The sequence below is a fragment of the Burkholderia cenocepacia genome (assembly GCF_014211915.1).
Lineage (GTDB): Bacteria > Pseudomonadota > Gammaproteobacteria > Burkholderiales > Burkholderiaceae > Burkholderia > Burkholderia orbicola.
The window spans coordinates 1021610-1048035 of sequence record NZ_CP060040.1 but is presented as its reverse complement, the minus strand read 5'-3'; the positions used below and the strand labels follow the sequence as shown (position 1 = coordinate 1048035).

At 68.8% G+C, this 26426-nt stretch carries 23 protein-coding genes; 13 read left to right on the top strand and 10 right to left on the bottom strand.

Going from position 1 to position 26426, the window contains the following annotated elements; genetic code table 11:
- Positions 1-23: 23 nt before the first annotated feature.
- Complete coding sequence (locus tag SY91_RS21220) at positions 24-344, top strand: pyrimidine/purine nucleoside phosphorylase (RefSeq protein ID WP_006478890.1); 321 nt, start codon at positions 24-26, stop codon at positions 342-344.
- Positions 345-448: 104 nt separating this feature from the next.
- Here the strand turns inward: SY91_RS21220 and SY91_RS21215 are convergent, their stop codons facing one another.
- From SY91_RS21215 to SY91_RS21200, 4 genes are all read right to left on the bottom strand, one after another.
- Positions 449-781, bottom strand: a complete 333-nt coding sequence (locus tag SY91_RS21215; protein WP_006482964.1) for a hypothetical protein — start codon at positions 779-781, stop codon at positions 449-451.
- 478 nt (positions 782-1259) lie between these two features.
- A complete protein-coding gene (locus SY91_RS21210; protein WP_023476490.1) occupies positions 1260-3050 on the bottom strand; it encodes a chloride channel protein in 1791 nt (596 codons plus the stop codon).
- 32 nt (positions 3051-3082) lie between these two features.
- Positions 3083-3496: a MarR family winged helix-turn-helix transcriptional regulator gene (locus SY91_RS21205; RefSeq protein WP_012339858.1), complete on the bottom strand. Its 414-nt coding sequence runs from the start codon at positions 3494-3496 to the stop codon at positions 3083-3085.
- Between the two features lie 126 nt (positions 3497-3622).
- Positions 3623-4798 carry an HPP family protein gene (locus SY91_RS21200; protein ID WP_023476491.1) on the bottom strand — a complete coding sequence of 392 codons (1176 nt, stop codon included), beginning with the start codon at positions 4796-4798 and terminating at the stop codon, positions 3623-3625.
- Positions 4799-5160: 362 nt separating this feature from the next.
- On the opposite strand from SY91_RS21200, the gene SY91_RS21195 reads away from it, so the two are divergent.
- Complete coding sequence (locus SY91_RS21195) at positions 5161-6129, top strand: LysR family transcriptional regulator (RefSeq protein WP_023476492.1); 969 nt, start codon at positions 5161-5163, stop codon at positions 6127-6129.
- Positions 6130-6154: 25 nt separating this feature from the next.
- Here SY91_RS21195 and SY91_RS21190 read toward each other — a convergent pair whose 3' ends face one another.
- Both SY91_RS21190 and SY91_RS21185 read right to left on the bottom strand, forming a co-directional pair.
- Positions 6155-7519 (bottom strand): MFS transporter, encoded by a 1365-nt coding sequence (locus SY91_RS21190; protein ID WP_023476493.1) that lies wholly within the window; start codon positions 7517-7519, stop codon positions 6155-6157.
- Positions 7520-7583: 64 nt separating this feature from the next.
- Complete coding sequence (locus tag SY91_RS21185) at positions 7584-8522, bottom strand: 2-hydroxyacid dehydrogenase (protein WP_023476494.1); 939 nt, start codon at positions 8520-8522, stop codon at positions 7584-7586.
- Positions 8523-8635: 113 nt separating this feature from the next.
- Between SY91_RS21185 and SY91_RS21180 the strand changes: the two genes are divergently transcribed.
- From SY91_RS21180 to SY91_RS21155, 6 genes are all read left to right on the top strand, one after another.
- Entirely contained in the window at positions 8636-9544 is a 909-nt protein-coding gene (locus SY91_RS21180; RefSeq protein ID WP_023476495.1) for a LysR substrate-binding domain-containing protein, read from the top strand.
- 281 nt (positions 9545-9825) lie between these two features.
- Positions 9826-10857, top strand: coding sequence for a TRAP transporter substrate-binding protein (locus tag SY91_RS21175; RefSeq protein WP_012339864.1), 1032 nt, complete (start codon positions 9826-9828; stop codon positions 10855-10857).
- A gap of 3 nt (positions 10858-10860) precedes the next feature.
- Entirely contained in the window at positions 10861-12747 is a 1887-nt protein-coding gene (locus tag SY91_RS21170) for a TRAP transporter large permease subunit (protein WP_012339865.1), read from the top strand.
- An 8-nt stretch (positions 12748-12755) separates the two neighbouring features.
- Entirely contained in the window at positions 12756-13841 is a 1086-nt protein-coding gene (locus SY91_RS21165; protein ID WP_012339866.1) for a LacI family DNA-binding transcriptional regulator, read from the top strand.
- Positions 13838-14860: an NAD(P)-dependent oxidoreductase gene (locus tag SY91_RS21160; protein WP_023476496.1), complete on the top strand. Its 1023-nt coding sequence runs from the start codon at positions 13838-13840 to the stop codon at positions 14858-14860. The genes SY91_RS21165 and SY91_RS21160 overlap by 4 nt, the downstream gene beginning before the upstream one ends.
- Positions 14857-15738 (top strand): amidohydrolase family protein, encoded by an 882-nt coding sequence (locus tag SY91_RS21155; protein WP_023476497.1) that lies wholly within the window; start codon positions 14857-14859, stop codon positions 15736-15738. Before SY91_RS21160 ends, SY91_RS21155 begins: the two co-directional genes overlap by 4 nt.
- Before the next feature lie 90 nt (positions 15739-15828).
- On the opposite strand, the gene SY91_RS21150 is transcribed toward SY91_RS21155, so the two are convergent.
- A complete protein-coding gene (locus SY91_RS21150; protein ID WP_006478904.1) occupies positions 15829-16917 on the bottom strand; it encodes a calcium:proton antiporter in 1089 nt (362 codons plus the stop codon).
- Positions 16918-17457: 540 nt separating this feature from the next.
- Between SY91_RS21150 and SY91_RS21145 the strand changes: the two genes are divergently transcribed.
- The 5 genes from SY91_RS21145 (at position 17458) to SY91_RS21125 (ending at position 23176) form a co-directional block, all read left to right on the top strand.
- A complete protein-coding gene (locus SY91_RS21145) occupies positions 17458-19014 on the top strand; it encodes a 3-hydroxyacyl-CoA dehydrogenase (protein ID WP_185921351.1) in 1557 nt (518 codons plus the stop codon).
- A 57-nt stretch (positions 19015-19071) separates the two neighbouring features.
- Complete coding sequence (paaK, locus tag SY91_RS21140) at positions 19072-20394, top strand: phenylacetate--CoA ligase PaaK (protein WP_185921350.1); 1323 nt, start codon at positions 19072-19074, stop codon at positions 20392-20394.
- A 37-nt stretch (positions 20395-20431) separates the two neighbouring features.
- Positions 20432-21232: an enoyl-CoA hydratase-related protein gene (locus SY91_RS21135; RefSeq protein ID WP_006478907.1), complete on the top strand. Its 801-nt coding sequence runs from the start codon at positions 20432-20434 to the stop codon at positions 21230-21232.
- A gap of 135 nt (positions 21233-21367) precedes the next feature.
- Positions 21368-22039, top strand: coding sequence for a MarC family protein (locus SY91_RS21130; RefSeq protein WP_027806145.1), 672 nt, complete (start codon positions 21368-21370; stop codon positions 22037-22039).
- A gap of 156 nt (positions 22040-22195) precedes the next feature.
- Positions 22196-23176 (top strand): aldo/keto reductase, encoded by a 981-nt coding sequence (locus SY91_RS21125; RefSeq protein ID WP_185921349.1) that lies wholly within the window; start codon positions 22196-22198, stop codon positions 23174-23176.
- Between the two features lie 36 nt (positions 23177-23212).
- On the opposite strand, the gene SY91_RS21120 is transcribed toward SY91_RS21125, so the two are convergent.
- The 3 genes from SY91_RS21120 to SY91_RS21110 form a co-directional block, all read right to left on the bottom strand.
- Positions 23213-24079, bottom strand: coding sequence for a type II CAAX prenyl endopeptidase Rce1 family protein (locus tag SY91_RS21120; protein ID WP_034175267.1), 867 nt, complete (start codon positions 24077-24079; stop codon positions 23213-23215).
- Between the two features lie 85 nt (positions 24080-24164).
- Positions 24165-24821: a VC0807 family protein gene (locus tag SY91_RS21115; protein WP_011547589.1), complete on the bottom strand. Its 657-nt coding sequence runs from the start codon at positions 24819-24821 to the stop codon at positions 24165-24167.
- A 326-nt stretch (positions 24822-25147) separates the two neighbouring features.
- Positions 25148-26212, bottom strand: a complete 1065-nt coding sequence (locus SY91_RS21110) for a 2,3-butanediol dehydrogenase (RefSeq protein ID WP_006478912.1) — start codon at positions 26210-26212, stop codon at positions 25148-25150.
- Positions 26213-26426 lie beyond the last annotated feature (214 nt).

Here is a 26426-nt window from a genome sequence, read left to right as displayed (position 1 = left end):
CATCCAGCAATCAGAGGCATCACATGACCAGTGCAACCCAATTCGACAACGTATCGGTCGTCAAGCGCGCGAACGTCTATTTCGACGGCAAGTGCGTGTCGCATACCGTGCTCTTCCCGGACGGCACGCGCAAGACGCTCGGCGTGATCCTGCCGTGCGCGCTCAACTTCGGCACGGATGCGCCCGAATTGATGGAAGTGCAGGCCGGCAAGTGCCGCGTGAAGCTCGACGGCAGCAGCGAATGGCAGACCTACGGCGCCGGCGAATCGTTCTCGGTGCCGGGCAAGAGCCGTTTCGACATCGAAGTGCTCGAGACGCTCGATTACGTCTGCAGCTACCTGTAAGACCCGCGCCCTGCGCGCGCGGCAAAGAAAAAGCCCCGCCGAAGCGGGGCTCGTCGCAAGCGGATGGCGCAAGGCCATCCGAAGCGCCTGTTCTCGTTACATCGTTACAGGCAGGCGTTGATGTCGCCGGCGGACGCTGCATCGCCGCGCACGCCGACCCAGGTCTTCGCACCCGGCTTCCACGACGGACGAACCATCGCGGCCGCGCCGTTCGGCGGCTGCTGGCCCGGCGCGTACACGTCGGTCGCGAGGCCGTTGGCCAGCACGTTCTGCGAGATCACCTGTTGTTGCGACTTGTCGGCCCAGGTCTTGGCGATGCACGCCGAGACATCGGGCGCGTCTTTCTGGCTTTGTCCCACGTTCTGCACGGCAGGTTCAGCGGCATGAGCAGAAATTGCCACGGTCAATGCGATGAGCGGTAAGTATTTCACGTTCACGTTATCTCCCTCGAGTCGTGATTGATTGAGTGGGATGCGCAGCAGTGCTGCGTGCAAGTGAGATCGCATCGGGCAGGCACGGTTCCGGTCATTCCGAAACAAGTTGTTAACGCGCTTGCCAAATGGCGGCTCGGATGCTGCGCATGTTGCTGCGGCGCGGCATGCGTACGGCTTGACGTCATGCGGCGCGCGGTCGGTGCGCTGCCCGGTCGTGGTGTGGTGAGTGAATGGTCGCGGCGGGCGGCATGTGCGTGCATGCCGCGCCGCGACTCTTTATTTGATGGCGAAGTGGAATGGCTGATGAATGGCCCCGTCGCATGAGCACCATGATGACAAACTTTCGTCTGGCGAATTGTTAACCAACTTTAAACGAAGGACAGCGGCGGGAGGCGATGCGGCACGCGACGGGCGCGCGGCATCGTGCAGCGAGGAGAGGTGGGGAAGCGATGCGCGGCGGGGCGCCGCGCACGCGGGCGTGTCAGCCGGCCTTGCGCGAACCGAAGTCGCGCAGGTTGACCGGGACGACCGGACGGAAGCGCTCGCGCTTGTGTTCGTCGTCGAAGTGCTGGAGCGCCGGCTTGATCAGGTCGCTGCGCGACACGATGCCCGTGATGCGCAGCGATTGCTCGTCGGCGACCACCGGCAGGCGTTCGAGGCCGAGCATCGCGAGGCGCGACGCGACGACACGGCAGGTTTCGTGCGCCAGCGCGACGGCCGGTGCGCGGTTGGCGAACGTGGCCGAGATCGGTGTGTCGGCGCGGGCCCGCGCGCGCTGGGCATCGAGCGTTGCACGGTCGACCAGGCCGAGCAGGCGGCCGTTCTGCACGACCGGGTACGCGCGGTGCGTCTGCGTCGTGCCGAAGTACTGCGTCTCGACGGTGTCGAGCGTCGCCGCGCCGTCGATCACGACGAGCCGATCGGCCGACGTCATCACTTCGCCGATGTCGTGCCGCTCGAGCGGATCGACGCCGTATTCGCGATAGATGTGATAGCCGCGGCGCGCGATCTTTTCCGTCATGATCGAGCGCTTCATCACGACGGTCGCGAAGCCGTGCGCGATGAGCGTCGCGGCGAGCAGCGGCAGCAGCGCATTGGCGTCGTGCGTGAGGCCGAACGCGAACACGATCGCGGTGAGCGGGGCGCCGAGCGTCGCGCCGAGCGTCGCGGCCATGCACACGAGCGGCCACAGCGCCGGATCGCCGCCCGGCAGCACCGGCGACAGCACGGTGCCGAGGCCTGCGCCGAGCATCAGCAACGGAGCGAGCACCCCGCCCGAGGTGCCGGAGCCGAGCGCGATCACCCACATCACGGCTTTCACGACCAGCAGTGCGAGCGCGATCTTCAGCGCGATGTGCTGGTGCAGCAGGTCGCCGATCACGTCGTAGCCGACCCCGAGCGCGCGCGGTTCGAGCCAGCCGCCGATGCCGATCACGATCGCGCCGAGCGCCGGCCACCACATCCAGTGCACGGGCAGTTTCGCGAAGGTGTCTTCTACGCGGTAGAGCGCCGCCGACAGGCCGCACGCGAGCATGCCGGACAGCAGGCCGGCGACGATGCACGACAGCAGCGCGACGGGCGTCGGCGCGGCGGTCGTCAGCGGAAACAGCGGATCGACGCCGAAGAACACCGCGCGTGCGAAGCCCGCCACCGCGCATGCCAGCGCGACCGGCAGGAAACTGCGCGGACGCCATTCGAACAGCAGCAGCTCGACCGCGAGCAGCACGGCGGCCACCGGCGTGCCGAACACGGCCGTCATGCCGGCGGCCGCGCCTGCGACGAGCAGCGTCTTGCGTTCGGCGGCGGTCACGTGCACGCATTGCGCGATCAGCGAACCGAGCGCGCCGCCCGTCATGATGATCGGGCCTTCGGCGCCGAACGGGCCGCCGCTGCCGATCACGACGCCGGACGACAGCGGCTTGAGGATCGCGACCTTCGGCGACATGCGGCTCTTGCCGAACAGGATCGCCTCGATCGCTTCCGGAATGCCGTGGCCGCGGATCTTCTCCGAGCCGAAACGCGCCATCAAGCCGACGATGAGCCCGCCGATCACCGGGACCGCGATCACCCATGCGCCCAGCGTGTTGGTCGCGGGCGAATGCTCGGCGAACGAGAACTGCCGGAAGAAGAACAGGTTCGTGAACAGGTGGATCAGGCTCAACAGCACGAACGCGGCAAGCGTGCTGAGCAGGCCGATCCCGGCGGCCAGCAACGCGATCCGGGGCAGGCGTTCGTTGGTCGAGAAATCGCGTTTGTGTGGGGCGGCGTTCATCGGAGTGGGAGTGAGAGTGGCAAGGGCAAGGGTCAGGAATCGATCTGGGGAACCTGGAACGCGCCCTTGAGCGACTTCAGCTCGGCGCGATGCATGGCTGCGAGACGGGCGAGCAGCGTTTCGCCGGCCGGTTCGAGGTGGACTTCGACCTGACGGCGGTCGGCTTCGCTCGGCTTGCGCTTCACGAGCCCGAGCGCTTCGCAGCGCGTCACCAGCGCCACGACGCCGTGGTGCTGCGCCTGCAGGCGTTCCGCGAGCTCGCCGATGGTCGCCCATTCGCGATGCGGATAGCCCTTGATGTGCAGCAGCAGCAGGTATTGCAGCGGCGTCACGCCTTCGCTTTGCGCGGCGCGTTCGGAGAAGCGCTCGAAGCGGCGCATCTGGTAGCGGAACTCGGACAGTTGCTGAAAATCGCTTTTCGCCAGCGCGCGTCGGGTATCGGTCATCGAGGTCGGGCAGTCGGTTACGGTGGCGATTAATATATCACAACATGATATAAATGGGCGCAATCTGGCGGAATGGATGTATTCCGCGTTGTGCGGGCGGGTACGAGGCGCGAGGCGTGATGCGCGCTACGCGGCCTCGAGCATTTGGGTCTGCTGATAAAGGCCCGTGACGAGATCCGTCTGCGTGATGATGCCGACGAGCCGGCGCGACGCATCGACGACCGGAATATGGTGGTGGCCCGAATGCGTAAACAGCGGCACGAGCGCCGTGATCGGCAGCGTTTCCGGCACCGACGCGACGTCGCGCGTCATCACGGACGCGACGCTCGCGGGCCGGCCGCCGAACGATTGCGGCAACCGTGCGGACAGGCGCTGCCACAGCGGGGCCGGACGGCGCGGTGGACGCGTGAGGTCGGCGCGCGTGACGATGCCGATGAGGCGGCCTTCGCCGTCGACCACGGGCAGCGCCTTCACGCGATGGCGGTCGAGCAGCGTGAGCGCGGCCGCGACCGATGTCGACGGCGCGACCTCGATCGCATGCTTCGTCATCAGGTCGGCGCACTTCAACTGGCCGAACGTGCGCGTATAAGCCTGCATTTCGGTTTCGCGCAGCAGCGTTTCGAGATCGTCCGGATCGACGTCGAGCCATTCGCTGCGACGCTTCAGCACTGCATCGAGGTCGCCGCGCGTGAAGCCGCCGCGCGCCGGTGCGGCGCCGCCGGCCTGCGGTTTCGCTTCGGGCCGCATGCCGCTGTGCGGGTAGCGGTGCCCGGTCAGCGCGTGATAGACGAGCGCGGCCGACAGCAGGATCGCCGATTGCAGCGCGATCGGCTGCAGGACGAAGCCGAAGCCGAGCGCATGAATCGCCGGGCCGCCGACCACGGCCGTGAGCGCGACGGCGCCCGATGGCGGATGCACGCAGCGCAGCGCGAACATGCCGCCGATCGCGCAGGCGATCGCGACCGCGGCGGCCGTGATCGGATCGGCGATCCATTGCGCGCACGCGACGCCGACCGTCGCCGCGACGAGATTGCCGCCGATGATCGACCAGGGCTGCGCGAGCGGGCTCGCCGGCACCGCGAACAGCAGCACGGCCGATGCCCCCATCGGCGCGACGAGCAGCGGCACGAGGCCCGGCACGCCGGGCAGCAGCCGCATCGTGACGCCGACCGTCGCGATGCCCACGAGCGCGCCGGCGCACGAGCGCAGGCGCTCGCGCCAGCCGAGGGTCATCGGATGGGGCATGAAGCTGTGCAGCCATTGCCGCAACGTGCGGCGCGACGGGGAGGAGCCTGACGACATGGACGGTAAGCGGTAAAAATCGACAACGCTGGGGTGCGGCGAGAAGCGTCGAATTATATCGTGTTGTGATACAAATTGCCGCGCCGCATCATGCCGTTGCACGCGCGCGACGCGCAAGCCTTGCAAATTCCTTTCATCTCGCGAGAGTTTGCGCGCGGGTAACCGCGCAAATTTGTCTGCAGCGGCGTACAATTCGGCGCACTGAATTCCCCCGTCATGCCAGAACCCCGTCCGCGATGCCCGCTCTCCTGCCTTCCCCCCGGCCCGGTGATCGATTCGACGTGGTTCTCGGCCGTGTTCCGTTGCGCCTCTGACGCGAACGCCGCCGACGCCTCCCCACTGACTCTCCCCAAGCCAATTCAATGGACATGCTCGAAAACATGCGCCTGTTCGTGCGCGTTGTCGAAGCCGGCAGTTTTACCGCCGTCGCGAAGGAAATCGACGCGACCACCGCGCAGGTGTCGCGCGCGGTCTCGAACCTCGAAGCCCACGTACAGACGCGCCTGCTGCATCGCACGACCCGCCACCTCGGCCTGACCGAAAGCGGCGAGCGCTATTTCGAGCGCGCGAAATCGATCCTCGCGGAACTCGACCACGCGAACGCGGAGGCGCGCAACGCGCTGTTGCGGCCGAGCGGCAAGATGCGCATCCATGCGATGACGGGGCTCGGGCAGAGTCATGTCGTGTCGTCGATCGTGCGTTACCAGGAGGACAACCCCGACGTGTCGGTCGAGCTGACGCTGGCGCAGCGGATGCCGAACCTGGTCGAAGAGGGGTATGACGTGTCGATCGTGACCGCGTCGCAATTGCCCGATTCGGGCTATGTCGCGCAGACCTGCGGCACGAGCTGCAGCGTACTGGTCGCGTCGCGCGAGTATCTGGCCCGGCACGGTACGCCGCAGACGCCCGACGAACTGCCGAACCACGTCTGCCTGCGCCTCGACACGCCGGCATCGCCGGCCGGCGAATGGCGGCTCGAGCGCAGCGACGGCGAGGAAGCCGTCTACGAGTTGCAGCCGGCGCCGTTCCAGGTCAACGTGCCGGACGCGCTGTGCGTCGCGGTGCGGGCCGGCCGCGGGATCGCATGCGTGGCGCTGTATACGGTGCTCGACGATATCCGGGAAGGGCGCCTGATCCGCGTGCTGCCGGAGTACCGGCTGCAGACGGTGAGCGTCTATGCCGTCTACGCGACGCGTCGCTATCTCGACGCGAAGATCCGCACCTTCCTCGACCACCTGCGCACGACGCTCACGCCCGCGCTGGAGAACGATCTGCGCGAACTCGACCGGCTGACGACCGAGCACGCGCCGGGCGGCCGCCAGCGCGCGTGATGGCGCCTGCGTGCCGCCGCGACACTCATGCGGCCGGCGCGATGCGGATGCGCTCGAAGCGGCCCGCGAGCCACGCGTACGCCGCAATGCCGATCAGCCCGTGCGCGGCGACGAACCACAACGCGCCGGCGAACGAACCCGTACTCGCGACGAAGTAGCCGATCACGAGCGGCGTGACGATCCCGGCGATGTTGCCGAGGCCGTTGAACACGCCGCCGCTCAGCCCGACCATGCCTTCCGGCGCCGTGTCGGCGAGCACGGCCCAGCCGACCGCCGCAAGCCCCTTGCCGAAGAACGCGATCGTCATCAGCGCGATCACGACCGCGTTCGACGATGCGCCGTTCGCGAGCACGAGCAGCGTCGCCATCGCCATCCCCGCGACGAACGGCGTCTTGCGCGCCTTCGATGGATGCATGCCGCGCCGGATCAGCCAGTCCGACAGCACGCCGCCGAGCACGCCGCCCGTGAAGCCGCAGATCGCCGGCAGCGCGGCGACCCAGCCGGCTTCCATGATCGTCATCCCGCGCCCCTTGATCAGGTAGATCGGGAACCACGTGATGAAGAAGTACGTGAGCGCCGTGATGCAGTACTGGCCGATGTAGATCGCCCACAGGTTCCGGTGGCGGAACAGTTGCGACACGTCGTGCCACGACACGCGCGGCCGCTCGCGCACGCGGTTCGCCTCCAGATCGACGAGTGCGCCGTGGGCGCGCAGGTAGTCGCGCTCCGCGTCGGTCATGCGCGGGTGGCCGTGCGGTTCGCGATACCACGCGAACCACAGCACGGCGAGCGCGATGCCGAGCAGCCCCATCCACAGGAAGACGTGCTCCCAGCCGAGTGCATGCGTGAGCCACGCCATCGCCGGCGTGAACAGCACGACGGCCATGTATTGCGCGGAATTGAACAGCGCCGACGCGGTGCCGCGTTCGGCGGTGGGGAACCAGCAGGCGACGATCCGCGAATTGGCCGGAAACGCCGGCGATTCGACGAGGCCGAGCATGAAGCGCATCACGAACAGCGCGAGCGTCGCGGCCGCGCCCTGCAACGCGAACCCGCCGACCGTGCCCTGCAGCATCGTGAATACCGACCACAGCAACAGGCTCAGGCCGTACACGCGTCGCGCGCCGAAGCGGTCGAGCAGCCAGCCGCCCGGAATCTGGCCGATCGCATAGGCCCACGCGAACGCCGAAAAGACGACGCCGAGCTGCACGGGCGTGAGCCCGAGGTCGTGCGCGACGCCGGTGCCGGCGATCGACATCGTCGCGCGGTCCGCATAGTTGACGACGGTGACCGCGAAAATCAGTGCGAGGACCGCATAACGGACGCGGCCGATCGTGCGCGACGCGGCGGGCGATGCGGCGAGCGCAGCGCCGCTGGATCGATTGGACATGCATGTCTCCTGGCCTTCGTCGTGCGAAGGCATCGGTGTTGTAACGGGAAGGGACGTGCCGCGCTCAGCGCGTGACGCTGGTCGGCGGGCGCTGGCCTGCGAAGCACGCGGCGAGGTTGGCGAGCACGATGCGGCCCATTTCCTCCCGCGTTTCATGCGTGGCGCTCGCGCGGTGCGGCTGCACGACGACGCGGTCGAGTTCGAGCAGGGCGGCCGGCACGTGCGGTTCGTTTGCGAACACGTCGAGACCGGCGCCGGCGATCGTGCCGTCGGCCAGCGCGCGCACGAGCGCGGCTTCGTCGACCAGTTTGCCGCGCGCGACGTTGATCAGGAATCCTTGGGGGCCGAGTGCCGCGAGCACGTCTGCCGTCACCAGCACGTTGCCGTGATCGGCCGAGGCCGCGATCACGAGCACGTCGCTGTCGCGCGCGAGCGCGGCGAGGTCGGGCACGAAACGATAGCCGCTGTCGCGATGCTCGCGCGGGCCGAAGTAGCTGACGGGCATCCGGAACGCCTGCGCGCGCTGCGCGATCGCGCGTCCGACGCGCCCGAGCCCGACGATGCCGAGCCGCTTGCCCGTGACCTGCGTCGCGAGCGGCTGGGCCGCCTTGCCCCAGCGGCCGGCGCGCACGATCCGCTCGCCGGCGCCGAGGTCGCGCAGGGTCATCAGGATCAGCCCCAGCGCCATGTCGGCGACGTCGTCGGTCAGCACGTCGGGCGTCGTGGTCACGTGGATGCCGCGCGCCCGGGCGCGGTCGAGATCGACCGCATCGGTGCCGATGCCGTTGATCGCGATGATCTGGAGCGCGCCGAGCCGGTCCATCAGCGCGGCGGACAGGCCGTTCGCGCCGCCCGTCACGACGCCGCGAATGCGTGGCGCCACGCGATCGAGCAGCGCGTCCGGCTGCTCGGCCGCATACAGCCGATGCACGGTGTAGCGGGCGGACAGTTCGGCGTCGATCGTGGCGGGCAGCGGCTGGGTCAGCAGGATGTCGATGGTCATGAAGGTCTCGGTCGTCGTGCGCGGCGCGGGCCGCGCATCAGGTGGAACCGAGTATAGAAATCGCATCGATATCGGTCTAACATCAAAAGACTATCGATTGATTCAAGATTTGAATGATTGAACTGCACCAGCTTCGCTGCTTCGTCGCGGTCGCCGAAGAACTGCATTTCGGCCGCGCGGCCAGGCGGCTCTTCATGACCCAGCCGCCGCTCAGCCGGCAAATCCAGTTGCTCGAGCACGCGCTCGGCATCGCGCTGCTCGAGCGCAGCAGCCGGCAGGTGAGCCTGACCGCGGCCGGCGAACGCTTCCTGCGCGACGCGCGGCACATCCTCGAATTCTCCGCGCGCGCCGAGCAGGCCGCGCAGCGCGTCGCGCACGGCGGGGCCGGACGCATCACGCTCGGTTTCACGGCGGTCAGTGCGTACCGGATGATCCCGGTGCTGCTCGCGCACGCGGCGCATGCGTTGCCGGACGTCGACGTCGAATTGCGCGAGATGGTGTCGACCGTGCAGATCGACGCGCTCGCGTCGCGGATGCTCGACGCGGGTTTCGTGCGCCAGCGCGCCGCGCGCCAGCCGCTCGAATACCGGCTCGTGCAGCGCGAACCGATGCTCGTCGCGGTCGCGGAAGGCGCACCGCTCGCGGCCTACGAGCAGATCGGCCCCGACGAGCTCGACCGGCAGCCGTTCATCGCGTACTCGCCGAACGAGGGCAAGTATTTCCACGACATGATCTCGGGGATGTTCGCGGGCGCCGGGCGGCTGCCGAACTACCTGCACTACGTCGGCCAGACGCATACGATCCTCGGCCTCGTGCGCGCGGGGCTCGGCGCGGCGCTGGTGCCGGCCTCGGCGCGCGAGCTTCATGTGGACGGCGTGGTGTTCCGGCCGCTGGCGGGCGTCAACGTGGCGGCCGAGTTGTATCTCGCGTGGCGCGCGGACAACGACAATCCGGCGCTGCCGGTGTTCAACGCGATGGTCGAGCGGTTTCTGACCGAGAGCACGGACGATCCGGGTGTTTAGCGACGCGCTTGCCTGCACGAGCGGGCTGCCGCGTACCGCGAAAAGTCGGTCGTCCGATGATCGAAAACACGACTCGAATTCTTTTCGACGCCTCGGGAATACGTAGAAAAACGGCGATTTTTCATACGAATTTCGCCTGAAACGAACCGCATACCCTTCAGACTTTCCATCGCGAACACGGGGAAACCCCCATTTTTCTCTCATCGGTCGTCGTATTACTGTATCGATACACTAAATCGATACAGTCGCGTCGCGAGACGCACTCGCACGGGAGACGACTCATGAATACCTACACCCGGCGGCGCTTTCTGCAGACGGTGTCCGCCGCCACGCTCGCGGCCGCGGGCGGCTTGCCGGAAAGCGTGCGCGCGCAGCAGCCGGTCGTCACGCTGCGCTGCTCGTCGTCGATGCCGGCCGACCAGAACGCCGCGCACTACGTGTGGTATGAGCGTCTCGCCGCGAACCTGAAGGCGAGCGTGGGCGACGCGATCCGGGTCGACTATTTTCCGAACAGCCAGCTCGGCAAGGAGAGCGATGTCGTGCAGCAGGTCAAGATCGGCGCGATCGACATGATGATCGCGGGCTCGTCGATCTGGGCCACGGTCGCGCCGGAGCTCGGGATGCTCGATCTCGGCTACCTGTTCGACAGCTACGCGCACGTCGCGAAGGCGCTCGACGGCCCGGTCGGCACGAGCCTGAACGCGCTGCTGCAAAAGCGCGCGGGATGCTCGGTGCTGACCTGGGGCTCGCATTTCGGCGGGCGCTGCGTGTTCACGAAGCAGCCGGTGACGGCGCTGTCCGGCCTGAAGGGGACGAAGCTGCGCGTGCTACCGACGCCCGCGTTCATGGACACTTTCAAGGCGATGGGCGCGGTGCCGACGCCGATTCCGTTCGGCGAGCTGTACATGGCCGTGCAGACGGGCGTCGTCGACGGTCTCGAACACGATCCCGCCACGGTGCTCGCGAGCCGCTTCGACGAGATCGTGAAGTCGTGCTGGCAATCGCGCCACGTGTTCGCGGCGATGACCGTCGTGATGGGGCGGCGTGCGCTCGACCGGATTCCGGCCAATCTGCGGCCCGCCTTCGACCGCGCGGTGGCCGACGCGACCGTGCAGCAGCGCGCGATTGCCGCGCAGAAGGCCGCGCAGGCGGAGCAGGCGCTGAAGCAGCGCGGCATGGCGTTTTACCCGCTGGCCGATGGCGAGCGCGCGGCGCTGCGGCAGACGATGCAAGACCGCCTGTATGCGGCGTTCGCGAAGCAGTATCCGGCTACCGCGCCGCTGTTTCCGGCGATTGCCGCCGCGCGGGGGTGAGCGATGGACATGCACTCCGTGTCGGGCGCCGCGCCGGCTCCCGCTGCCGGCCAGCCGGCGCATCGCGTCGCCCGCGTGCTGGATGCGATGCTGCGCTGGCTCGAGTATCTGTCGGCCGCGGTGCTCGCCGTCGACGTGCTGGTCGTGTTCGTGTCGGTCGTGTTCCGCTATTTCCTGCACGACCCGGTCGACTGGGCCGAGGAAGTGGCGAGCGCGCTGATGATCGTGCTGGTGTTCTTCGGCGCGGCGACGGTGCTGGGGCGCAGCCAGCATGTCGGCATCGACGTGTTCCGCGGCCGGCTGCCGGCACGCTGGCAGGGCGCGCTGATCCAGGTCGGCCACTGGATCGTGGCGGCCGTCGCGCTGAACCTGCTGGTGTCGTCGTGCCAGTTGCTCACGGATTCGTACGACCAGCTGACGACGGGCGGCCTGCCGGGCTGGATCAACGGGTATCCGATGATGTTCGGCGCGCTGTTCATGACCGTATTCGCGCTCGCCAATGCGCTGAACGCGCCGCGCCGCCGGGTGATCGGCACGTTCGTGTGCTGCGCGGCGCTCGCGGGCGCCGTGTACGGCTGGAACGCGCTGTGGCCCGCGCATGCGGTCGCGCCCGGCACGCTGCTGGTCGCGGGCTTCGTCGGCGGGCTGGTGCTCGGCGTGCCGATCGGGTTCGTGCTGGCGTTTTCTGCGCTGCTGTATTTCCTCGCCGATCCGACGCTGCCGCTGCTCGTCTACTCGCAACAGGTGATGGCCGGGGCCGACCACTTCGTGCTGCTCGCGGTGCCGTTCTTCGTGCTGGCGGGGCTGCTGATGGAGACCAACGGGATGTCCGCGCGGCTCGTCGAGTTGCTGCTGCGGATCTTCGGGCGCGTGCGGGGCGGGCTCGGCCTGATCGTGATCTTCGCGACGGCGTGCTTTTCCGGCGTGTCGGGCTCGAAGCTGGCCGATATCGCGGCGGTGGGCGGCGTCGTGATGCCGGCGGTGCGCCGCGCGCGGCAGGACCCGAACGAAACCGCCGCGCTGCTCGCGTGCAGCGCGGTGATGGCCGAGACGATTCCGCCGTGCGTGAACATGATCATCATGGGCTTCGTCGCGAACATCTCGATCGCCGGGCTGTTCGTCGCGGGGATCGTGCCGGCGGCCGTGCTGGCCGCGTCGCTCGCGGTCGTGACGGTGATCACGGGGCGCAAGATCGACGTGGCCGAGGTGTTCGGCGAGCGTCGCGCGTGGCTGCCGCTCGCGGGCGGCGCGCTCGTCGCGCTGGTCATGGTCGCGATGATCGGCAAGGGCGTGACGTCTGGGATCGCGACGTCGACCGAAGTGTCGGCGTTCGCGGTGGTCTACGCGCTCGTCGTGGGCTGGCTCGCGTTTCGCGAACTGACGTGGCGCTCGGTCGGCCGCGTGTTCGTGCGCGCCGCATCGATGGCGAGCGGTATCCTGTTCATCGTCGCGGCGGCGTCGAGCGTGTCGTTCGCGCTGTCGATCGAGCAGATTCCGGCCCTCGTCTCGGGCACAATGACGGCGTTTGCCCATCAATACGGCGCGACGATGTTCCTGCTGCTGTCGGCGCTGCTGATGATCGTGTTCGGCGCCGTGCTCGAAGGCGCGCCCGCGCTGATCATCTTCGGGCCGCTGCTCGCGCCGATCGCACTGCAGCTCGGTATCAATCCGCTGCATTTCGGCACGGTCGTGGTGGTGGCGATGGGGTTCGGGTTGTTCGCGCCGCCGGTCGGGCTCGGGCTGTTCACGACGTGCGCGATCACGGGCACCGAGGTTGGGCGCGTAGCCCGGCCGATGGTGAAATACCTGCTGGTGCTGTTCGCTGCTCTCGTGGCGCTGATCTTCGCACCGGCGTTTTCGTTGTGGCTGCCGGCCCATTTCGGCCTGTAGCCCGTTCCATGCAAGACGACATGAGTACGATTCAGGACGTGGCCCGTCATGCGGCCGTTTCGGTCAGCACGGTTTCGAACGTGCTCAACGGACGCACCGACCAGATGAAGCCGGAAACGCTCGAACGCGTGAAGGCGGCGATGGACGCGCTGCAGTACCGGCCGAGCACGCTCGCGCGCCAGCTCAAGACGGGGCAGACGCCGCTCGTCGGGCTGCTGGTGCCGTCGATGGCGAACCCGATGTACGGCTACATCGCACGCGAGATCGAGGCCTGCGCGCAGGAACGGTACGGCCATCGCGTGCTGATCGGCAATACGTACCGCGATGCGCGCAAGGAGGCGTCGTTCTTCGACGATCTCTACGCGCACGGCGTGCGACGCGTGATCGTGATCTCGTCGCTCGCCGACGAAAGCCACCTCGAGCGTGCGGCCGAGCGCGGGATGACGGTCGTCAGCTACGACCGTCGCGCGACACCCGGCGAGCAATCTAAGGTCGATCACGTGACGGCCGACAACGAGGCGGCCGCGCGGCTCGCGACGCGCCGGCTCGTCGAAGCGGGCCATACGCGGCTCGCGTTCGCGACGGTGGCCGGCGTCACCGTGAGCCGCAGCGACAAGATCCGCGGCTTTCTCGCCGTGGCGAGCGAGGCGGGCGGCGCCACCCAGGCGCGCGTGCTCGACGGCGGCCCCGCGAACGAATACGGCGACTCGGTGATCGTCGACGTCGGGCGTGCGCTCGGCGTCGAGCTCGCGGCCGATCCGGCGCGGCCGACCGGCATCGTCGCGGTCAACGACCTGTTCGCGCTCGGCCTGATGGCCGGGCTGCGCGACGGCGGCTTGCGGGTGCCGGACGATGTCTCCGTCATCGGGATGGACGGTCATTTCCTGTCGGCGATCTCGTGGCCGGCGCTCACCACGGTGCAACTGCCCGTCACCGAAATGGCCGGCGAGATGGTGCGGCGCGTGATGCGGCAGGAGGGCGACGCGCCGTCCGCATCCGGGCAATGCGTGTTCGCGGACGTGACGCTCGTGGAGCGCGCGTCGGTGGCGCCGCCGCCGACGCAGGCGGCCGGCACGCGGGGAGATCACGCATGACGCGCGTCTACGTCACGCATCCGACCGGGATGATCGACCACTACTACGGCGCCAGCGCGTTGCGCGCGCTGCGCGCGATCGCGGACGTCACCTGCAATCCGCACGATCGTGAACTCGGCACGGACGAACTGATTGCCGCCGCGCAGGGGTGCGACGCGATCATCGCGTACCGGCAGACGCCGGCGCCTCGCGCGCTGTTCGCGGGGCTGCCGGCCCTCGCCGCGTTCCTGCGTTGCGCGGTCGACATCCGGACGGTCGACGTCGCCGCGGCGAGTGCGTTCGGCGTGCTGGTCACGCAGGCGAGCCCCGGCTTCGGCCCGGCTGTCGCCGAGTGGGTCGTCGGCGCGATGATCGAGCTTGCGCGCGGGATCGGCGGCTACGCGGACGCGTACCACCGCGGCGCGCCGCCGGTGCCCCGGATGGGGCGAGAATTGCGCGGCAGCACGCTCGGCCTGATCGGCTACGGGCAGATCGCGCGCCATCTCGCCCCGGTCGCGACGGCGCTCGGCATGCGCGTGCTCGTCTGCGATCCATACGTGCGGGTCGACGCGCCTCCGCTCGAACAGGTCGACTTCGCCACGCTGCTGCGCGACGCGGATTTCGTCGTCTGCCTTGCGCCCGCCACGCCGGCCACCGCGAACCTGATCGATGCGGCGGCATTCGCCGCGATGAAGCCGGGCGCGTGCTTCATCAATGCGTCGCGCGGCGAACTCGTCGACGAACAGGCGCTGGCCGACGCGCTCGCCAGCGGCCGGCTGGCCGGTTGCGCGCTCGATGTCGGCCGCGCGGCGGACCAGATGCCCACCCCCGCGCTGGCCGCGCATTCGCGCGTCATCGCGACCCCGCACATCGGCGGCCTGACGCTGCCGGCGATCGAGCATCAGGCGCTGGAGACGGTCGACCAGCTCGCCGCGCTGCTCGACGGACGCGTGCCGACCGGCGCGGTCAACGCCGCGCAGGCGACGCGGCTCGCGCGCTGGCGCGCATCGCATGCGTCCGTCGCACCGGGCGGGCGATGACGCGCGACGAGGCGGGCGGCACGCGGTTCGCCAACGCGTGCGATTGCCATATCCACATCTACGACGATGCGTATCCGCTCGCGCCAACGGCGACGTTTCGACCGCCCCATGCGCCGGTGGCTGCCTATCGGCGCATGCAGCAGGCGCTCGGCCTCACGCGTGTGGTCGTCGTGCAGCCGACCGGCTATGGCTTCGACAATCGGTGCACGCTCGACGCCTTGGCCGCACTGGGCCCGCAGGCGCGCGGCGTCGCGACGGTACCGGTCGACGTGCCGGAGGCCGAGCTGGAACGTCTGCATGCCGCCGGCATGCGCGGCGTGCGCTTCATGATGCTGGCGGGCGGCACCGCGCAATGGCGCGATCTGGAGCAGATGGCCGCGCGGATCGCGCCGCTCGGCTGGCATATCGACCTGCAGTTCGATGGCCGCACGCTGGGCGAGATCGAGGCGACACTGTCGCGGCTACCGGCGCGTATCGTCATCGATCACACGGGCAAGTTCCTGACGCCCGTCGCGCCGGATGCGCCGTCCTTCCTGGCGCTGCGACGCCTGCTCGATCGCGGTCACGCATGGGTGAAGCTGTCCGCGCCGTACGAGACGTCGCGATCCGGCGCACCGGGCTACGACGATGTCGGGCGGCTTGCCGCCGTGCTCGCGCGCGGCCATTCGGCGCGCTGCGTGTGGGGCAGCAACTGGCCGCATCCGAACGCGTCGCCGCCGCCCGACGATGCACGTCTGCTCGGCTGGTTGCACGATTGCGCGGCCGACGACGCGATTGCCCGCGCGATCCTGGTCGACAACGCGGCTGCGCTTTATGGATTTCCCGCGGACACGCAGCGCGAAACCGCCGCGTCATGCGCCATCGCCCCCGTCCGGTAGCGGTGGCGTGAAGCGAGGTAGAGGGAGGCGACTTGAAGACGTGCGCGCGGCCCGGCGGAGAGCATCCGTCGGGCCGCGCGCAGCGGGACGTCAGTGGGTGAACGACAGGAACAGATAGGCGGCGAACAGCGCGACGTGCACGACGCCGTGCAGCACCGTCGTGCGCCCCTGGCTCAGCGTGAGCGTGCTGACCAGCAGCGTGAGCGCGAGCAGGACCGTCTCCATTGCGCCGATCCCGAGCGTGAGCGGCTGGCCGACCCAGATGAACACGGCCGCGACAGTCGGGATCGTGAGCCCGATGCTCGCGAGCGCCGAACCGAGCGCGAGGTTCATGCTGGTCTGCAGGCGGTTCGCGCGCGCGGCGGTGACGGCCGCGAGCCCTTCCGGCAGCAGCACGAGCGCGGCGATCACGATACCGACCGCGGCTTCGGGCGCGCCGAGCTTCAGCACCGCATGCTCGACGGCCGGCGACAGCAGCTTCGCGAGCAGCACGACCGCGACCAGGCTCGCGAACAGCAGCACCATGCTGGTGATCGCGGTGCGGTTGCTCGGCGCTGCCGCGTGCACCGCTTCGTTGGCGCTGTCGTGCGCGGCGAGGAAGTAGTCGCGGTGGCGCACGGTCTGCACGAACACGAATGCGCCATACAGCACGAGCGATGCGACGCCGGCGAACGCGAGCTGCGATTTCGAGAAGAACGGGCCCGGGGCGGCGCTCAGGTAGTTCGGCATCACGAGCGACAGCACCGACAGCGACGCGAGCACCGCGAGCGCCTTGCTCGCGCCGCGCCCCTGGAAGTCCTGTTCGCCGTGCTTCCATGCGCCGACCAGCAGGCAGATGCCGACGATGCCGTTGCAGATGATCATCACGGCGGCGTAGACGGTGTCGCGGGCGAGGCCCGATTTTTCCGGGCCTGCGCCGAGCATCACCGATACGATCAGCGCGACTTCGATGACGGTCACGGCGACCGCGAGCACGAGCGTGCCGAACGGTTCGCCGACACGGTGCGCGACGACTTCCGCATGGTGGACGGCGGCAAACACGGCGCCGGCGAGCGCGGCGGCGAATACCGCGATGACGAGGCCTTCGGCCGGCACGACGCGCGACAGCGCGAGTACCAGCCAGGCGGCAAGCGGGGCCCAGAGGGTCCAGCGCGGGAGCTGGTTGGACGAGAGCGGCATGGAGGGTTTCCTGATGCGAGTGGCGACGCGCGACGCGCCGTCACGGGTTGACGAAGCCCGGCCGTACTATCCGCCGAACGAGGACGATGAAACCGAAGGGGGCGACACGCAACGGTGCTGCCCTGGGTTCGCTGCCGCGAGGCGGCGAGGGGCGCGGGCGGGCCGAAGCCCGTCGCGGGATGAAACGGTTCGATGCGGCTGCCCGCGGACGGCGGGACGAGCACACGTGGCAACGCGCGGGCCGGAAGCCTGATTCGACCCCGAAAGGGAGCGATGGACAGCGGTGACGGCGCGACACGCGTTTCCCCTGGAATCCGGCAATTTGTCGAATTTTATCAGGCGTTCGGGGTCACTATCTCATATTCGAACGCTTACGTTGACCTTTCGGTTTACAAAAAGTGCCCCGCTCTTTCAATTTTTTGTCTTTGCAGTTTCCGTAACGGTCTCTCGCACGACACATTCGGGCTCGCCCTGACATAAATCTACCGACCGGTCGGTTTATAATCGCTCGCACTTCCACTTCATGACGGATCGCAAGCGATGGCTGTTTCCTCTGCACATTCGGTGAACTCGGGCGCGCTGGCGCCGTCGGCCGTCGTCGGCGTGATCGGCGCCGGCGCGATGGGCGCGGGCATTGCGCAGGTCGCGGCGGCGGCCGGCCATGCGGTGCTGCTGTACGACCTGAACGAAGCAGCCTGCGACAAGGCGCTGGCCGGCATCCGCGCCCAGTTCGCGCGGCTGGCGGAGAAGGGCCGGCTCGAACCGGCGCAGGCCGACGCAGCGGGCAATCGAATCCGCGCGGTGCGCGCGCTGGCCGATTTCGCGGGCGCCGCGCTGATCGTCGAGGCGGCGGCCGAACGGCTCGACGTGAAGCGCGAGATCTTCGCGACCCTCGAACGTCATGTCGATGACACCTGCGTGCTGGCGACCAACACGTCGTCGATCTCGATCACGTCGATCGCGGCCGGGCTGCGCGTGCCGCAGCGCGTCGCCGGCCTGCATTTCTTCAATCCGGCGCCGCTGATGGCGCTCGTCGAGGTGGTCAGCGGGCTCGCGACCGCGCCCGAGGTCGCCGGGATGCTTCATGCGACCGCCGCCGCGTTGGGCAAGCAACCGGTGATGGCGAAATCGACGCCGGGCTTCATCGTGAACCGCGTCGCACGGCCGTATTACGCGGAGGCGCTGCGTGTACTGAACGAGCAGGGCGGCACGCCGGCCACGATCGACGCGGTGATGCGCGAAGCCGGCGGGTTCCGGATGGGGCCGTTCGAGCTGATGGACCTGATCGGCCACGACGTGAATTTCGCGGTGACCGAGTCGGTGTTCCGCGCGTACTTCAACGACCCGCGCTACACGCCGTCGCTGATCCAGCAGGAGCTCGTGAACGCGGGCTTCCTCGGGCGCAAGTCCGGGCGCGGCTTCTATTCGTATGCGGACGGCGCGACGACGCCCGCGCCCGATCTCGAGCCGCCGCGCGCCGCGCCGGCGGAGATCGCGCTGTTTGCGCAGGACGGCCCGGCCGCCGCGCTGCACGCGCGCCTGGCCGAACGGATCGAAGGCGCGCGGCGCAACGGCGCGCATGCGGACGAACTGCTCGCCGTGGCCGGCCGCGCGTCGATCGCGCTGACCGATGGCCGCACCGCGACCGCGCGCGCCGCGCAAACAGGCGTGGCCGACCTCGTGCTCGTCGACCTGGCGCGCGATTACGCGCAGGCCGGGCTCGTCGCGCTGACGCGTGCGCTCCAGTGCAACGACGCCGCGTATGCGGACGCGGTCGGCCTGTTCCAGCAGGCGGGCTTTCGCGTGGTCGGCATCGCGGACGTGCCGGGGATGGTCGCGATGCGCACCGTCGCGATGCTCGCGAACGAAGCGGCCGATACGGTCAACCAGGGCGTGTGCTCGCCTGCCGATCTCGATCTCGCGATGGAGAAGGGCGTGAACTATCCGTGCGGCCCGCTTGCGTGGGCCGATGCGATCGGCGTCGGCCGCGTGCATCGCGTGCTGTCGAACCTGGCGGCGAGCTACGGCGAGGACCGCTATCGCGTGTCGCCGCGCGTCGCCGCGCTGCACGCGGCCGGCCGCACGTTCCGGTCGTAGCCGCCCGCGCCGTCACTTCGAACACGACAACGACCACTCCACTGGAGGAGCACCCCGATGACTCACCCGACGCATCCCGCCGCCGCCCTCGAGCCGATCGAGACCGCCAGCCGCGACGAACTGCAGGCGCTGCAGCTCGAACGCCTCAAATGGTCGCTGCGCCACGCATACGACAACGTCCCGCACTATCGGCGCACGTTCGATGCGGCGGGCGTGCATCCGGACGACCTGAAGTCGCTCGCCGATCTCGCGAAATTCCCGTTCTCGACCAAGACCGACCTGCGCGACAACTATCCGTTCGGCCTCTTCGCGATGCCGCGCGAGCAGGTCGTGCGCGTGCACGCGTCGAGCGGCACGACCGGCAAGCCGACCGTGGTCGGCTACACCGCGCGCGACATCGACACGTGGGCGAACGTGACCGCGCGCTCGATCCGCGCGGCCGGCGGCCGCCCGGGCGATACGCTGCACAACGCGTTCGGCTATGGTCTCTTCACCGGCGGTCTCGGGATTCACTACGGCGCGGAGCGGCTCGGCTGCATGGTCGTGCCGATGTCCGGCGGGCAGACCGAGAAACAGGTGCAGCTGATTCGCGATTTCGAGCCGAAGATCATCCTCGTCACGCCGTCTTACATGCTGAACCTGATCGACGAGATGGTGCGGCAGGGAATGGACCCGGCCGAATCGTCGCTGAAGATCGGCATCTTCGGCGCCGAGCCGTGGACGCAGGCGCTGCGCGACGAAGTGGAGACGCGCGTGGGCATCGACGCGCTCGACATCTACGGGCTGTCGGAAGTGATGGGCCCGGGCGTCGCGTGCGAATGCGTCGAGACGAAGGACGGCCCGGTGATCTGGGAAGACCATTTCTACCCGGAGATCATCGACCCCGTCACCGGTGAAGTGCTGCCCGACGGCAGCCAGGGCGAGCTCGTGTTCACGTCGTTGACGAAGGAGGCGATGCCGGTGATCCGCTACCGCACGCGCGACCTCACCGCGCTGCTGCCGCCGACCGCGCGCGCGATGCGCCGGCTCGCGAAGATCACGGGCCGCTCCGACGACATGCTGATCGTGCGCGGCGTGAACGTGTTCCCGAGCCAGATCGAGGAGATCGTCGTCGCGCTGCCGCAGTTGTCGGGCCAGTTCCAGATCACGCTGTCGCGCGACGGTCACATGGACCGGCTCGACCTCGCGGTCGAGTTGCGTTCCGAGGCGGCGGCGTCGGTGAGCGACGGCGATCGCGGGGCACTCGCGCGCGAGCTGCAACACCGGATCAAGACGATGGTCGGCGTGTCGTCCGGCGTGACGGTGCTGGCAGCCGGCGGTATCCCGGCGACCGCGACCGGCAAGGCGCGCCGCGTGATCGATCGCCGCCAGGCGGCGTGATTTCGATGTGTGCAGTTCTACCTGAGGAAATGGTTCGATGGATGGATTGAAGACCCTGGCCGTCACGGTCGATGCACGCGGCATCGCGACCGTCGCGCTGCAGCGCGGCGACGTGCTGAACGCGTTCGACGAGGCGATGATCGCGGAACTCACCGAGGCCTTCACGGCGCTCGGCCGACGCGACGACGTGCGCGCGATCGTGCTGCGTTCGGATGGCCGCGCCTTTTGCGCGGGCGCCGACCTGCAGTGGATGCAGCGCGCGAGCGCGAACGATGCGGCCGCGAATCTGCGCGACGCCGAGCGGTTCGCCGCGATGATGCGCGCGATCCGGCAGTGCCCGAAACCGACGGTCGCGCGCGTGCAGGGCCACGCGTTCGGCGGCGGTGTGGGCCTGTGCGCGGCGTGCGACATCGTGATTGCGAGCGACCACGCGCGCTTTTCGGTCAGCGAGGCGCGCTTCGGCATCCTGCCGGCCGTGATCGGCCCGTATCTGGTCGAGGCGGTCGGCCAGCGCCAGGCGCGCCGGCTCGCGCTGACCGCGACGCAGCTCGCGGCCGCCGAAGCCGTCGCGATCGGCCTGATCCATCAGGCCGTGCCGCTCGATGCGCTCGACGACACGCTCGAGCGCACGCTCGCGGAGTTGGGCCGCAACGGCCCGCACGCGCTGATGGAGATCAAGCGCTTTTTCGACGCGATCGGCGAGTACCCGCCGTCGGACGAACGCGCGGCGTTCACCGCGCAGACGATCTCCCGCGTGCGTGCGACGCCGGAAGCGAAGGAGGGCTTCGCGGCCTTCTTCGCAAAGCGGCCGCCGGCGTGGGAGGCGGGCGCCGAATAAGGCTGCACGACGAACCTCCACGACGATCGACGGCGAAGCCGGGCCGGCGGCATTTTGCGTCTCGGGCGCGAGCGCTTGCACTACAATGCGTGACCCCCGGCGCTGCCGGCCCCGTTCCGACCGATGCTTCGCACGATGATCGTCAACCGCCTTGTCTCCGAGATCCTGTTCGGCTTTACCGGCCTGATCGGCATCATCAATCCGATCGGCATCGCGTTCCTGTTTCTCGAACGGACCGAGACGCTCACCGCGCACGAACGGGATCTGCTCGCGAGGAAGGTCGCGTTCAATGCGTTCGTCGTGCTGATGGTCGCGTTCTTCGCCGGCACGCCGGTGCTGCATTTCTTCGGGATCTCGATGGAAGCGCTGCGGATCGGCGGCGGCTTCGCGGTCGCCGTGGCCGGCTGGCAGATGCTGAACGAACCCGACGGGCCGGGCGGCGGCGATACGCCGGTCAAGCCGATCGACGCGAACGCGATCATGACGCGCGCGTTCTTCCCGTTGACCGTGCCGCTGACGGTCGGCCCCGGCTCGATCGCGACCGCGATCGCGCTGAACGCGAACCGCACGCACAAGCTGTCGGAATTCATGCTGTCGAGCATCGTGTCGATCGCCGTGTCCGTGCTCGTCGCGCTCGTGATCTGGCAGGTCTACAGCCGCTCCGCGCTGCTCGCACGCTACCTCGGCAGCGAGGGGACCAAGGTCGCGAAGCGCGTGTCGGCGTTCCTGCTGCTGTGCATCGGCGTGCAGATCATGCTGACCGGCTTCTCCGCGTTCCTGCAGCCGCTCGCCGACCAGGCCAAGTAACCGGGGCGCCCGGTTCATCCTTCGAGGTTCAACCTTTCACGCAGCCTGCACGCGGCGCGCGCTCATACGCGTTCGCGGCGTGCGGGATACCATGCGACGTCTGGCGGATGCCGCGTGCATCCGGCCGCAACCCCAACTTGAGTGGCGAGGCGAGCAATGGAATACGTGAAATTCGGGTCGACCGGGCTGGACGTGTCGAAGCTGGTGCTGGGCTGCATGACGTTCGGCGAGCCGTCGCGCGGCACGCATCCGTGGACGCTGCCGGAAGCGGAAAGCCGCCCGATCATCCAGCGGGCGGTCGAGGCCGGCATCAACTTCTTCGATACGGCGAACATGTATTCGGACGGTACGTCGGAGGAGATCGTCGGCCGCGCGCTGCGCGATTTCGCGAAACGCGACGACGTCGTGATCGCGACCAAGGTGTTCTACCGGATGCGGCCGGGGCCGAACGGCGCGGGCCTGTCGCGCAAGGCGATCATGACCGACATCGACCAGAGCCTGAAGCGGCTCGGCACCGACTACGTCGATCTCTACCAGATTCACCGCTGGGATTACGGCACGCCGATCGAGGAGACGCTCGAGGCGCTGCACGACGTCGTGAAGGCCGGCAAGGCGCGCTATATCGGCGCATCGTCGATGTTCGCGTGGCAGTTCGCGAAGGCGCTGCACACGTCGAAGCAGAACGGCTGGACCCGCTTCGTCAGCATGCAGAACCACCTGAACCTGCTGTATCGCGAAGAGGAGCGCGAAATGCTGCCGCTGTGCGAGGACGAAGGCATCGCGGTGATCCCGTGGAGCCCGCTTGCACGCGGGCGCCTGACGCGCAACTGGGACGAAACGTCGGAACGGCAGCAGAAGGACGACGTCGGCCAGCGGCTGTACGACGCGACGGCCGATGCCGACAAGGCGGTCGTCGAGGCCGTCGCGGCGATCGCCGCCGCGCGCAACGTGCCGCGGGCGCAGGTCGCGCTGGCGTGGGTCGCGCAAAAGCGCGGCATGACCGCACCGATCGTCGGCATTTCGAAGCCGCAGCAACTGGACGACGCGCTCGGCGCGCTCGCGCTGAAGCTGACCGACGACGAAATCGCCACGCTCGAACGCCCGTACGTGCCGCACGCGGTGGCCGGGTTCAACTGAGCGGCGGCGCGGGCGACACAGGCGCCGTCGCCGCGCTCAGCGCGCGGCGGCGAGCATCGGATAGGTGAACAGGCCGAAGTGGACGACGTTCAGCCCCGCATGCGCGAGCGCGGCAGCGAGCAGGCCGCCGCGCCGCCACGCTAGCCCGTAGCCGACGCCGGCCACCGTGCCGAGCACGATCCATGGCCAGCCGCCCGCGGCGTGCGCGGCGCCGAACAGCAGCGCGCCGGCCGCGAGCGCGACCCACGGGCCCCATGAGCACGCGCGGAACGCGCGGGTCAGCCCGCCTTGCACGTAGCCGCGGAACAGCGCTTCCTCGGCGAGCGTCACCAGCAACACGTTATTCACGAGCCACAGCCAGCCCGACGGCGGCCATTTGGGGGCCCAGCCGACCATCCCGAACGCGAGCGCGCCGGCCAGGCACGCGATAGCCGTTGCGACGGCCGCCACCGCGCCGGTGCGCAGCGCGCGCGACAGCGCGACATCGGGCGCGACCCACGGCAGCGCCCACAGCAGCCACAGGCCGATGAGCGGCTTGTCGAAATTCAGGTACATCGTGAACGGCACGGCGTCCGGCGTGAAGTGGATCGGCCCGATCACGCGCGGATTGTGGAAGCCGGGAATCAGGTGCAGGCTCAGCGCGATCGCGAGCGCGGCAAAGACGAGGTGCGCGATGATGCGCACCGCGAGCGGGCGCTCGGGCAGCACGCCCCAGCCGGCCGCGATCAGCAGCGCGAGCGGCGCCAGCGTGATCGGCGCGATCTGGCCGAACGCCAGCGCGCCTGCATAGCCGAGCGCGGCGAGGCCGATGCTCAGGCCATGCAGCGGGCGATGCCACGCGAAGGCGGCGGCCGCGAACAGGGCGAGCCAGATCGTGGCACACGGAAGGAGCGAAAGGGACATGACGAAAAACGGATGGGCGGACGAGACGCCGCGCATCATACAGCAGGCGCCGTGACCCGCCGCCGGACAGCCGGCGCGCCGCGCGTCAGCGACCGGCGGTTTCGGTGACGCCGCCGCGGCCCGGGATGTCGACGCTGTTGCGCACGCGCATCCGCCGCCGGTACCAGAACGTCCACAGCAACAGGCAGGCAAACACCGTGTAGCCCATGACCGGCGACACGACCAGCACGCGTTCGACCGGCCAGTTGACGACCATCCACCAGCGCAGCAGCATCTCGACCGTCATGATGGCGCCCCACACGAACGTCATCAGCCGCAGCATCTGCCGCAGGCCCGGTTGCGCGTCCCAGACGGCTTCGAAGTGCGCGGCGCCGCCGTCCATCTCGCGGGCCACGGTGGCGCGGGCGAGATAGTAGATCAGCGGGCGTTCGCGGAACAGCGACAGCAGAAACACGATGCCGATCGTGCCAGAGCCGATCGATTCGCGCATCAGCAGCGTGCGCGGGCTGCCGCCGAACGCCATGCCGACGATCGACAGCGTGATGCCGAGCAACACGATGGCCGCCACCGCATCGACGCGGCGCGAGCGGATGAATTCAACGATCGACCAGATGATCGGCGGAACCGCCGACGCGTACAGCGCACCGGTTTCGCCGAAATACGGATGCGCGACCCGATAGGCCACCCAGGGCAGCACGAGGTTGACGAAGAGTTCGAGAATCAGTCCGGCTCGCGGTTTCACGATGCGCCATTCCACGCAGGTCGGGGCGAACGTACGCAACGCGTGGTTGCCCCCGGTTGTCCCGAAAAGGGTTCGATTCAGTATATCGAAGAATCGTGCGGGGTTGCGGTGTCGCCTGCCGCGACGGCATCGGCTGTAGCCGGTATGCGAGTGCATGGTCCGCCAGAAGGATCGGCGCACGCGACCGCTGCTGGGCCGGGGCGCGCTGCACGATCGCGTCGTCGCGTCGCGGCAAGGCGCCGATCGGAATGCGTTTGCGGTTGCGTTTGCGGTGCGCGAGCCTGCGCGGCGCGGCGTGAATCGAAGCCGCGGCCGCGCGCGGGCGGTCAGGCGATGGCCGGCTGGACGATGATCTTCACGTTGCGGTCCTTGTGGTTGACCAGTTCCTCGAAGCCGTGCGCGACGATGTCGCCGAGCGCGATGCGCCCGGTGATGAGCGGCTGCACGTCGATGCGGCCGTCGGCGATGAAGCGGATCACGTCCGCGAATTCGCCGTTGTACGCGAGCGAGCCGATCACTTCCTTCTCGGTCGACACGATGTCGAAGAAGTTGAACGGCGCCGGTTCCTCGAAGATGCCGACCATCACCGCCTTGCCGGCCTTGCGGATCACGTCGATCGCCAGTTTCGCGGTGGCCGTGTGCCCGATGCATTCGAACGACACGTCGGCGCCGTAGCCCCCGGTCAGCGCCCTGACTTCGGCGATCGCGTCGGACGTCTTCGGATCGATGACGACGCTCGCGCCCACCTCCAGCGCCTTCTGCTTGCGCGCGGCCGACATCTCCAGCGCGATCACGCGCCCGGCGCCCGCCGCCTTCGCGCACATGATCGTGCACAGGCCGATCGTGCCCGCGCCGACCACGACGACGGTCTGCCCGACGATGTTGCCGGCCTTCTTCACCGCGTGCAGCCCGACCGCGAGCGGTTCGATCAGCGCGCCGGCCTCGGTCGGGAAATTGTCGGGCAGCTTGTACAGCAGTTCGGCCGGCACGTTCACGTATTCGGCGAACGCACCGTTGTTCATCAGCCCGGTGAACGCGAGGTTCTCGCAGATGTTGTATAGCCCGTGCCGGCAATACCAGCAGGTGCCGCAATGCTGGCACGCGTCGGCCGTCACGCGGTCGCCGACCGCGTAGCCCGACACGCCCGCGCCGAGCTCGGCGATCTCGCCGCTGAACTCGTGGCCGAGGATGCACTGGCCCTTCAGGCCGGTCAGCGGATGCGGCGCGTCGACCGGGATGAACACCGGCCCGGCGACGTATTCGTGCAGGTCGGAGCCGCAGATGCCGCACCAGTGCACGCGGATCGTGACCCAGCCGGCGGGCGGGCGCTCCGGAACGGGAACCTCTTCGACGCGGATGTCGTGGCGGCCATGCCAGACGGCGGCCTTCATGCTGGATGTGATGTCGGGTGCCGGTGTACTCACGTTGTTGTCTCCGTCAGGTTGTCGTCGGGCGCGCGGCAATGCTGCCGGTGCGCCCGTCGCGCGATTGCGCGATCGACGGTATGCAGGAACGGGGCCAGCGTGAAGTGCGGTGGTGCGTGGCGGTCGACGGTGCGCGTGGCGTGCGTTGCACCATGTCACTTTCTGCCGACCGGAAGGGGTT

What these genes read in the sequence shown, in the direction of transcription:
- SY91_RS21220 (WP_006478890.1), top strand. Translation starts at nt 24, where the DNA reads ATGACCAGTGCAACCCAATTCGACAACGTATCGGTCGTCAAGCGCGCG.
- SY91_RS21210 (WP_023476490.1), bottom strand. Translation starts at nt 3,050, where the DNA reads ATGAACGCCGCCCCACACAAACGCGATTTCTCGACCAACGAACGCCTG.
- SY91_RS21205 (WP_012339858.1), bottom strand. Translation starts at nt 3,496, where the DNA reads ATGACCGATACCCGACGCGCGCTGGCGAAAAGCGATTTTCAGCAACTG.
- SY91_RS21200 (WP_023476491.1), bottom strand. Translation starts at nt 4,798, where the DNA reads ATGTCGTCAGGCTCCTCCCCGTCGCGCCGCACGTTGCGGCAATGGCTG.
- SY91_RS21195 (WP_023476492.1), top strand. Translation starts at nt 5,161, where the DNA reads ATGGACATGCTCGAAAACATGCGCCTGTTCGTGCGCGTTGTCGAAGCC.
- SY91_RS21190 (WP_023476493.1), bottom strand. Translation starts at nt 7,519, where the DNA reads ATGTCCAATCGATCCAGCGGCGCTGCGCTCGCCGCATCGCCCGCCGCG.
- SY91_RS21185 (WP_023476494.1), bottom strand. Translation starts at nt 8,522, where the DNA reads ATGACCATCGACATCCTGCTGACCCAGCCGCTGCCCGCCACGATCGAC.
- SY91_RS21180 (WP_023476495.1), top strand. Translation starts at nt 8,636, where the DNA reads ATGATTGAACTGCACCAGCTTCGCTGCTTCGTCGCGGTCGCCGAAGAA.
- SY91_RS21175 (WP_012339864.1), top strand. Translation starts at nt 9,826, where the DNA reads ATGAATACCTACACCCGGCGGCGCTTTCTGCAGACGGTGTCCGCCGCC.
- SY91_RS21170 (WP_012339865.1), top strand. Translation starts at nt 10,861, where the DNA reads ATGGACATGCACTCCGTGTCGGGCGCCGCGCCGGCTCCCGCTGCCGGC.
- SY91_RS21165 (WP_012339866.1), top strand. Translation starts at nt 12,756, where the DNA reads ATGCAAGACGACATGAGTACGATTCAGGACGTGGCCCGTCATGCGGCC.
- SY91_RS21160 (WP_023476496.1), top strand. Translation starts at nt 13,838, where the DNA reads ATGACGCGCGTCTACGTCACGCATCCGACCGGGATGATCGACCACTAC.
- SY91_RS21155 (WP_023476497.1), top strand. Translation starts at nt 14,857, where the DNA reads ATGACGCGCGACGAGGCGGGCGGCACGCGGTTCGCCAACGCGTGCGAT.
- SY91_RS21150 (WP_006478904.1), bottom strand. Translation starts at nt 16,917, where the DNA reads ATGCCGCTCTCGTCCAACCAGCTCCCGCGCTGGACCCTCTGGGCCCCG.
- SY91_RS21145 (WP_185921351.1), top strand. Translation starts at nt 17,458, where the DNA reads ATGGCTGTTTCCTCTGCACATTCGGTGAACTCGGGCGCGCTGGCGCCG.
- paaK (WP_185921350.1), top strand. Translation starts at nt 19,072, where the DNA reads ATGACTCACCCGACGCATCCCGCCGCCGCCCTCGAGCCGATCGAGACC.
- SY91_RS21135 (WP_006478907.1), top strand. Translation starts at nt 20,432, where the DNA reads ATGGATGGATTGAAGACCCTGGCCGTCACGGTCGATGCACGCGGCATC.
- SY91_RS21130 (WP_027806145.1), top strand. Translation starts at nt 21,368, where the DNA reads ATGATCGTCAACCGCCTTGTCTCCGAGATCCTGTTCGGCTTTACCGGC.
- SY91_RS21125 (WP_185921349.1), top strand. Translation starts at nt 22,196, where the DNA reads ATGGAATACGTGAAATTCGGGTCGACCGGGCTGGACGTGTCGAAGCTG.
- SY91_RS21120 (WP_034175267.1), bottom strand. Translation starts at nt 24,079, where the DNA reads ATGTCCCTTTCGCTCCTTCCGTGTGCCACGATCTGGCTCGCCCTGTTC.
- SY91_RS21110 (WP_006478912.1), bottom strand. Translation starts at nt 26,212, where the DNA reads ATGAAGGCCGCCGTCTGGCATGGCCGCCACGACATCCGCGTCGAAGAG.